The sequence below is a fragment of the Streptomyces sp. 150FB genome (genome assembly GCF_000818195.1).
In the GTDB taxonomy this organism is placed as follows: domain Bacteria; phylum Actinomycetota; class Actinomycetes; order Streptomycetales; family Streptomycetaceae; genus Streptomyces.
The window spans coordinates 3,825,171-3,832,405 of record NZ_JTHL01000001.1 but is presented as its reverse complement, the minus strand read 5'-3'; the positions used below and the strand labels follow the sequence as shown (position 1 = coordinate 3,832,405).

Here is a 7,235-nt window from a genome sequence, read left to right as displayed (position 1 = left end):
GCAGGCCCTGGCCGTACGCGCGCTCGCCCGACACGAGTCCGGCGACAGCGAGGGCGCGCTCGCCCTGCTGGCGGCAGGCCGCGCGACGCCGGCCGGCAGGGACGAGGACGTCGAGCTGGACCATCTGCTGGTACGAGGGCGGATCGCGCTCCAGGCGCGGGGCGTGGCCGGCGCGGCAGACCTGCTCGACGAGATGCGGACGTGCGCGGGCGAGGACAGCCCGCGCCGGCGGCTCCACCTGACCCTGTTCGAGGCGCGGATCCACCGGAGCGCGGGCCGGGGCGCCGAGGCCGTCGAACTCCTGCGGGAGGCCGCCGCGTACCAGGGCCCGGGGGAGTGGCTCAGCACGGAAGAGGAACGGCTCGCCGAACTCGCCGGCGCGCTGGCCGAGACCGGCGAGACGGCGGAGGCCATGTCCCTGCTGGACGAGGCGTGTCACAGCGGGCGCGGCGAGCTGCCGTACCCCATGGCGCGGGATGCGGCCGCGCTGGAACAGGCGCTGGTCCGCGCCTGTCTCGGCGACCGTACGGCGGCGGCACGCGAGGCGCTGAAGCTCGCGGAACGCGCCACGGCCGCCGGGCGTGGCGCCCAGGCACTCGCCGCCCTGCATCTGGCCGCCAGGGCCGGTGCGGCCGGCAGGGCCGCTGCCATGCTGGGGCGCGAGCACCCCGACGCGGGACTCCCCGCCGCCAGGGCGCGTCATGTGCGCGCTCTGGCCGGCAACGACGGCGACGCCCTCGCCGGGGTCGCGACGCGATTCGAGTCGCTGGGGTTCCTGCCGCTGGCCGCGGAGGCGTTCGCGCAGGCGGCCCTGGCGCACCAGGCGGCCGGTGGCCTCCGCAAGAGCCGCGCCTGTCGTGTCACCAGCGGGGAGCTGGCCGCGCGCTGCGCCGGTCTGTCGCACTGGGCTGTGGTGAGCGGGGGTCGGCGTGAGATGCCGCGCGGCCCCGAACTCACGCTGCGGGAAAGGGAAGTGGTGTCCCTGGCGGTCTCGCAGTTGACCAACCAGGAGATCGCGCACCATCTCGTTCTCTCCGTACGTACGGTGGAGAACCACCTCTACCGCGCCTACGCGAAGCTGGGCGTCACGACCCGCGCCGAGCTTGCCAGGCGCCTGGGCGCCCCCCTGGTGGCCGCCGGGTCGGCGGCCACCGCCGCGATCGGGCCCTGAGACCCGGATGATGTGACGGTGGGACGCCGTTGGCGCCCGTACCCCCGGCGGGGTACGGGCGCCGACGCGTTGTCAGCTTCCCGAGCCGGTGTCGCGGGCCGCCAGTGCCTCGGTGAGCCGCTCGTTCCACGCCGAGTAGGTGGGGGTCCGGGCCATCTCACCGAAGGTCACCGGGATGTCGGCACGGCGCCACTTGGTGATGAGGCGCATCACGTGCAGGGATTCGAGTCCGAGACGGATGAGGTTGTCGTCGTCGGCGATCTCCGCGGGGGAGATGCCGATCAGCTCGGCCAGATAGGCCTTCAGGTCGTCGCCCACGAGAGGCGTGTCGGGGGTGATGCCGGGGGTGATGTCGGTGGGGTTCATGCTCCGTCCTCCGGGCTGCTGATGATCTCGACGATGGCGCAGCCGGCCTCGAAGCCGGGACTGCCGGTGAAGATCAGCACCTTGTCCCCGGGGCCCACCAGGCGGCTGCGCCACACGTATTCGAGGCCGATGAACACGTCCGCCGAAGCGATGTGCCCGACCCGCTTGGTGTGTTCCCAGATACCACGCTCCAGGTCGATCCCGAGGGGATCGAGGAACTGGTCCCGCAGCGCGCCGCGCGCCGCACTCGGGTGGCACACCCTGGCGATGTCGTCCAGGTGCAGACCGGCGTCCTTGAGCCCCTTGTCCAGGGCCTGTTGGAGAACCTCGCCAGGGTGCTCCATCGGCGGGACGTTGCCCTTGGCCCACTCGTCCATCCAGAACTTGACCCGGGCCTCGTAGTCCATCTCGCGGCCCACCGTCACCGCGGGCGGGAACAGCGGCTCGCCGCCCCGGTGGAGCGCCTCCATCCCGGGTGCCGAGTGCGTACCGACGGAGAGCAGCCGTGCGAACCCGCCGACGCGGGAGACCACGACGGCGGCCGCTCCGTCGCCGAGGATGGACAGCCGCGAGGTACGCCAGCGATCCACCAGCGGGGTCGAGTAGTTGTCGGCGCCGGTGATGAGGACCGCCGACTTGTCCGGCTCGTAAGCGAGGCGGTGCGCGGCCATCGCGACGCCGGAGAGCATGCCCTGACAGCCCTGCCGGATCTCCAGCGCCGTGATGGGCTGCCGCAGTGTGTTCTGGAGGATGTAGTGCTGCGACGACCAGCCGTCCGGGCCCTGGTGGTACGCCGCGCTGTGCATCAGCGCGCCGAAATCCTCCGGAGTGTGAGGCGAACGCCCCAGAGCGGCCCGGGCTGCCAGCACCGCCATGTCCGGGGCTGCCATGTCGCTGATCGCGACGGACTCCAGACCGGAGGTCTCCCGGGTCTCGGCGTCATACCAGCCGGATCGCACGGCGTGTTCCGTCGTTACAAGATCGGGAACATATGTTCCTATGCTCGACAGATAGATGCCCTCTGCTTTCACCGCTGATCCCCTTTCGCACCCGCGCTCGAAGCCGGGCCCCCCCGCAGTGCATATGGCTGGATTCGGATATCAGCCGACCACGTGGGAGTGGGGAGATGCCTGAGTAATGAGTACTCAGATCGCGTGTGAGAGAGCCGACCCCGGAAAACGAGGGCTTTGCCCTGCCATTGCCGTATTGAGAGGATGTCTCGCGCGGTCTCCGACGCGCGCCCCGGCAAGATGGCTCTCCATGGGTACTGATCTGTCGCGAGGGCTGGTTCCTGAAGGCCTGTGGGATCTTGCCGAGCCGTTGCTTCCTTCGCTCGCGCCACGCCAACAGGGCGGCGGCACCGGGCCGGTGGACGAGCGGACGGTGTTCGCGGCGGTGGTGTATGTGCTGGCCAGCGGGTGTGCGTGGCGGCATCTGCCACCCGCGTTCGGCGTCTCGCAGGCCACCGCGCGCCGCCGCTTCACGGCCTGGACGGAGGCTGGTTTATGGCGTCGGCTGTACGAGGCGATCCTCGGCGAACCAGCCGCGCGGGGCGAGTTGGAGTGGGCTTCGACGATCGTCGGAGCGGCCTGTGCGCGGGCGGAGAGCGCCCGTCCATCGGCCGAAGTCACCACATGAGACAGCCCCTTAGGGGAATACCGATAGCGGAACTCGGGGTTGGTTTCCCCCGCGACTCCCTCGGCTCAGAGGACCTCCCGGGAATGTTTGTTACGCTGCCCGAGCCTGAATCGGGGAGGGCGCGCTTCGTTGCCGCGTCTTGGGCAGTGGTATGTCATCGGCCGGATTTGTTCGATGCCGAACGATGACACGTGTGCGCTCCCTGTAGGTCAGAAGCTCTTTGAGTGGACCGATGGATGGGGGAACAGTGACAACAGCGCACACGAGGAGCAGCCGTATAGCGAGGGTGCCGGCGCGGCGGGGGCCGCTGCAGGGTGGCATGGCGGCAGTACCGAAGCGGTCGGTCGGTGAAGCCACGTACGAGGCCTGGCGCGTGCTCGTGGTCGAGAGTGACGCCGGGGAGGCGGGCTTACTGGCGCGGGACCTTCAGCGGCACGGACACGAGGTCGACCATGTCGACACCGGTCTCGCCGCCCTGGTGGCGTACGAGCGCGCCGATGTCGTGCTGCTCGACGTCGACCTGCCGGACCTCGACGGCCTCGAGGTCTGCCGGCGGATCCGCTCGGTCAGTACGACTCCGGTCATCGCGGTCACCGCGAGAGGAACCGAGCTGGACCGGGTGCTTGGACTCCACGCCGGCGCCGACGACTACCTGGTGAAGCCCTACGGGTTCCGGGAGTTGATCGCGCGGATGGAGGCGGTCATGCGCCGTGCGCAGCCGGTTGCCGCTCCCGCCTCGTCCGTCATCTCACACGGATCCCTGAGCATCGACGCGACCAGACGGCAGGTCACCGTGGACGGGCGGAGCGTGGAGGTGACGCGCAAGGAGTTCGACCTGCTGCACCTGCTCGCCTCCCATCCCGACACGGTCGTCGCGCGCAAGCGGATCATGCAGCAGGTCTGGGGCGACGTCTGGTCGCGCCGGACCATCGACACGCATGTGAGCAGCCTCCGCAAGAAGCTCGGGGCGCGCGGCTGGATCGTCACGGTGCGCGGAGTGGGATTCCAGCTCGGGCGTCCCTGAATTCTCCGTGTGACACGAATCCGGCGAGGAGTGGGACCGGTCGACGACGTGAAAGGCCTCACATCGAGAACCGCTCCCACTCTCCGTACCGCATCTCACCTTCGGGGTTCCGTCGGGGGTAACGGACCTCTTGTGCGAGCTGCGGACGCTTTCTCAACCGATGCTGCGGCGAAGCGATGTTAACCGATCATTCTCCGAATGGGCCACTCGGCCTTACCCGGGTTTTGGTGCCGAGTTCCGGAGGAAGTCATTCCATGACCGGACTGTTCCTTCTGTAGGGCCAACTCGCCCTGGGACGCGATGTGCTGGCCACCATACACCGGCACTGGCCAGCACATACGCTACAGCAACGATCATGCTTGTCGCTTCCGCGCCTGCGGGAATGTCACCGGACCTGACAATGTCTGACCTCGATCTGAACTTGTCCCCCTTGCGCCGGAAGTCCTCAGTGGAAAAGCTTGAGGTGCCAAGGTCCGCACGCTTCTTCGTGCCGGCCCCGTGCCCCGGATCAGCCGGTCGGCACGGAAGGAATCCGTATTCCTTTTCCCCATCCGCCTCTTTTCGCTGAGGAGACAGGTATGTCCGAAGTCGTTCAGTCTCAAGGCTTTTCCGACGAGGCCGAGTCGCGCCGTCTCAACCGGGCGACGGTCGAGAAGTACATGGCAAGCACCGGCGAGGATCGGCTCCGGCGGCATCTGCTGTTCACGGAGGACGGCAGGGGCGGTCTGTGGACCACCGACACCGGCGCGCCCATCAGCATCAACGGCAGGGACCGGCTGGGCGAGCACGCGGTCTGGTCGCTGAAGACCTTCCCCGACTGGGAGTGGTACAACGTCGAGATCTTCGAGACCCAGGACCCCGGCCGCTTCTGGGTCGAGTGCGACGGGCACGGCGCGATCCGCTTCGCCGACTACCCCGAGGGCTACTACGAGAACCACTTCCTGCACTCGTTCGAGCTGGTGAACGGGAAGATCACACTCCAGCGGGAGTTCATGAACCCGTTCGAGCAGCTCCGTTCGCTCGGAATCCCCGTCCCCGAGATCAAGCGCGCGGGCATACCCACCTGACCGGCAGTGCCGATCGCTCCATTGGAGACGCTTGTGGACGACGTCTTGCGCGGTATCCGCATCCGCGAGGCTTTGCAACAACCCGACTGGGCGGACGCGGCGCAGGTGGAGCGCGTCGCAGAGGTGCTGGCCGCCCGGCCCGCGCTGGTCCGGCCCGAGGATCTGCGCCTGCTGCGCCGCCAGTTGGCCGGTGTGGCCGACGGCGAGACGCTCGTCGTACAGGCAGGTGACTGCGCGGAGGACCCCGACGAGTGCGCCTTCACCGATGTGGCGCGGAAGGCCGCGCTGCTCGACCTGCTCGCGGGAACGCTGCGGATGAACGTGCACAAGCCCGTCATCCGGGTGGGGCGTATCGCCGGCCAGTTCGCCAAGCCCCGCTCCAGCGGTACCGAGACCGTGCACGGCGCGGTGCTGCCCACCTTCCGCGGTCACATGGTCAACGGACCCGAGCCGACGCATGAGGCCAGGCGCCCCGACCCGCTGCGCATCCTGGCCGGTTACATGGCCGCCGGCGACATCATGGAGCACCTGGGCTGGCGCGGGAGGGCGGCGGGGCACGAGCCCGTCGGACCGCTGGTGTGGACGAGCCACGAGGCGCTGCTGCTCGACTACGAGATCCCCATGCTCCGCGCCGACGACGCCGGCAAGCTGTATCTCGGCTCCACCCACTGGCCCTGGATCGGTGAGCGCACCCGGCATCTCGACGGCGCCCATGTGGCACTGCTCGCCCAGGTGAGCAACCCGGTGGGGTGCAAGGTCGGGCCCGCGATGGAGCCCGGCGAACTGCTGGCCCTGTGCGAGCGGCTGGACCCGGCCAGGGAGCCGGGACGGCTCACCCTCATCGCCCGGATGGGAGCGGGGCTGATCAGCGAACGGCTGCCCGGTCTGGTGGCGGCGGTCGCAGGGGCGGGCCATCCCGTCATCTGGCTGACCGATCCCATGCACGGGAACACGGTCACGGCGCCGGACGGGAACAAGACCCGGCTCCTCGGGACCGTCTCGCGCGAGGTGGCCCTGTTCCAGGAGGCCGTCACCGCCGCCGGCGGCGTCCCCGGCGGACTGCACCTGGAGACCACTCCCGACGATGTCACCGAGTGCGCCCACGGCGCTGCCGACCTGGCACGCGTCGGCGACAAGTACCTGACCTTCTGCGACCCGAGGCTCAACCCCCAGCAGGCCATCGCGGTGGCCGCCGGCTGGGGCGCCTGACCTCGGGCGTGCGAGACCGCGACAGGCAGAGGAAGGCGAGACCATGCCCGGCATACCCCCCATCGAGCCCTACACCTTTCCGACCGCGAGCGAACTGCCCCACAACACCGCCGCATGGTCCCCGGACCCGGACAGAGCCGTCCTGCTCGTCCACGACATGCAGCGCTACTTCCTGGCACCCTTCCCCGACGGGGTGCGCCGGGAGCTGATCTCCAACGCCGCCGCACTGCGCGACCGCTGCGCCGGCCTCGGCGTACCGGTCGCTTACACCGCGCAGCCCGGCGGGATGGACGACGAACAGCGCGGTCTGCTCAAGGACTTCTGGGGGCCCGGCATGCGGACGGACCCGGCCGACCGCGAGGTCGTGGACGAGCTGGCGCCCGCCGAGGGCGACTGGAATCTGACCAAGTGGCGCTACAGCGCCTTCTTCAAGTCGCCGCTGCTGGAACGGATGCGTGCGACCGGCCGCGACCAGTTGATCCTGTGCGGGGTCTACGCACACGTCGGGGTCCTGATGACCGCCGTGGAGGCGTTCACCAACGACATCCAGGCGTTCTTCGTCGCCGACGCCGTCGCCGACTTCTCCGAGCAGCACCACCGACTGGCCGTCACCTACGCCGCCGAGCGGTGCGCGATGGTCGTCACGGCGAAGGAGGTCTTCGCGTGAACGGGCAGCCTGCCACGGACGGGCCCGATGCGGACAGGGCCGTCACCGGGGTCGCCGACGACCTGCTCGGCCGTGTCCTGGCGGACCGGCCGG

Annotated in this window: 8 protein-coding genes; 6 read left to right on the top strand and 2 right to left on the bottom strand. The window is 69.6% G+C overall.

Annotated features, from left to right (window positions below; genetic code table 11):
* On the top strand, positions 1 to 1,171 hold a 1,171-nt coding region (locus QR77_RS16370), incomplete at its 5' end, for a LuxR family transcriptional regulator (RefSeq protein WP_236710686.1).
* Positions 1,172 to 1,243: 72 nt separating this feature from the next.
* Here QR77_RS16370 and QR77_RS16365 read toward each other — a convergent pair.
* On the bottom strand, positions 1,244 to 1,537 hold the full coding sequence (locus tag QR77_RS16365; protein WP_052488815.1) for a phosphopantetheine-binding protein: 294 nt from the start codon (positions 1,535 to 1,537) through the stop codon (positions 1,244 to 1,246).
* Positions 1,534 to 2,496, bottom strand: coding sequence for a ketoacyl-ACP synthase III family protein (locus QR77_RS16360; RefSeq protein WP_236710685.1), 963 nt, complete (start codon positions 2,494 to 2,496; stop codon positions 1,534 to 1,536). The genes QR77_RS16365 and QR77_RS16360 overlap by 4 nt, the downstream gene beginning before the upstream one ends.
* Positions 2,497 to 2,797: 301 nt before the next feature.
* Between QR77_RS16360 and QR77_RS16355 the strand changes: the two genes are divergently transcribed.
* The 5 genes from QR77_RS16355 to QR77_RS16335 all read left to right on the top strand — a co-directional run bounded on the left by QR77_RS16355 (position 2,798) and on the right by QR77_RS16335 (position 7,142).
* Positions 2,798 to 3,175, top strand: a complete 378-nt coding sequence (locus QR77_RS16355) for a transposase (protein WP_040022523.1) — start codon at positions 2,798 to 2,800, stop codon at positions 3,173 to 3,175.
* A 319-nt stretch (positions 3,176 to 3,494) separates the two neighbouring features.
* Positions 3,495 to 4,199, top strand: coding sequence for a response regulator transcription factor (locus QR77_RS16350; RefSeq protein ID WP_078877821.1), 705 nt, complete (start codon positions 3,495 to 3,497; stop codon positions 4,197 to 4,199).
* A 578-nt stretch (positions 4,200 to 4,777) separates the two neighbouring features.
* Complete coding sequence (locus QR77_RS16345; protein WP_040022521.1) at positions 4,778 to 5,266, top strand: PhzA/PhzB family protein; 489 nt, start codon at positions 4,778 to 4,780, stop codon at positions 5,264 to 5,266.
* A gap of 33 nt (positions 5,267 to 5,299) precedes the next feature.
* Positions 5,300 to 6,475, top strand: a complete 1,176-nt coding sequence (locus tag QR77_RS16340) for a 3-deoxy-7-phosphoheptulonate synthase (RefSeq protein WP_040022519.1) — start codon at positions 5,300 to 5,302, stop codon at positions 6,473 to 6,475.
* Between the two features lie 43 nt (positions 6,476 to 6,518).
* Entirely contained in the window at positions 6,519 to 7,142 is a 624-nt protein-coding gene (locus QR77_RS16335) for an isochorismatase family protein (RefSeq protein WP_040022517.1), read from the top strand.
* The last annotated feature ends 93 nt before the right edge of the window (positions 7,143 to 7,235 follow it).